The organism is Bartonella vinsonii subsp. berkhoffii ATCC 51672, from assembly GCF_902825225.1.
Lineage (GTDB): Bacteria > Pseudomonadota > Alphaproteobacteria > Rhizobiales > Rhizobiaceae > Bartonella > Bartonella berkhoffii.
The window spans coordinates 1-766 of sequence record NZ_CADEAK010000080.1 but is presented as its reverse complement, the minus strand read 5'-3'; the positions used below and the strand labels follow the sequence as shown (position 1 = coordinate 766).

Annotated in this window: 2 protein-coding genes; both read left to right on the top strand. The window is 45.3% G+C overall.

Translation table 11 applies throughout. From position 1 onward, the window contains the following. Positions 1–120 precede the first annotated feature (120 nt). Positions 121–258: a hypothetical protein gene (locus tag J7R10_RS08330; RefSeq protein WP_208436447.1), complete on the top strand. Its 138-nt coding sequence runs from the start codon at positions 121–123 to the stop codon at positions 256–258. After that, positions 255–395, top strand: coding sequence for a hypothetical protein (locus tag J7R10_RS08325; protein ID WP_208436446.1), 141 nt, complete (start codon positions 255–257; stop codon positions 393–395). Before J7R10_RS08330 ends, J7R10_RS08325 begins: the two co-directional genes overlap by 4 nt. Positions 396–766 lie beyond the last annotated feature (371 nt).

Below are 766 nucleotides of genomic sequence, written 5' to 3'. Positions count from 1 at the left end.
AAAAAAATATTATATAGGCATAGTATTATTTTGTGACAACCACCCCCCTGCTAATCGCACCCAAAAAAGCGGACAATCCCCCCTCCCCCCCCCACAAACAGGCATTTGGATAAAAAAAAAATGATCACCACACAAAAAAAGAAACAAAAAAAAGAGAAGAAAAGAGAGAAAGAGAGAGGAAAAAAAGAAGGAGAGGAAAGGAAAAGGAGAAGGGAAAAGAACGACAAGAGGAAAGAAAAAGGAAAAAGGAATAAATGAAAAAGAGGACCAAGAGGAAAGAGAGGAAAAGGGGGCAGGAGGAGGGGAGAAGGAAAAAGAGAATGGGAGCAGAAGAGGAAGGAAGGAAAGAGGGAGAGAAGAGAAGAGGGAAAAAGAAATTTATTAAAAATTTATAGAGGGAGAGGAGGAGGAGGAGAGAGGGGGGAAGGAGGAGGGGGAAAAGAAGGGGAAAGAGGGAGGAAAGGGAAGAGAGGGGGAAAGAAAGGAAAAAAAGAAAAGGGAAGAAGGGGAAAAAGGGAAAAGGGGAAAAAGGAGAAGAGGGGGAAAAAGAAAAAGAAGAAAGAGGGGAGGGGGAAAAGAGGGGGAGGGAGAGGGAAGGGGGGGGGAAGAGGGAAGAAAGAGGAGGAAGGGGGGAGAGGAGAGAAGGAGAGGGGGGAGGGAAAAAAAAGGGAGAGGGAGAGAAGGGGGAGGGAAGGAGAAGGAAGGGAAAGGGAGGAGAAAAAAAAGAATTTGTTACGGTTGCGAAATTTGGTATCAATCCACAACC

Coding starts and splice junctions, on each gene's coding strand:
- J7R10_RS08330 (WP_208436447.1), top strand. CDS start 121: ATGATCACCACACAAAAAAAGAAACAAAAAAAAGAGAAGAAAAGAGAG.
- J7R10_RS08325 (WP_208436446.1), top strand. CDS start 255: ATGAAAAAGAGGACCAAGAGGAAAGAGAGGAAAAGGGGGCAGGAGGAG.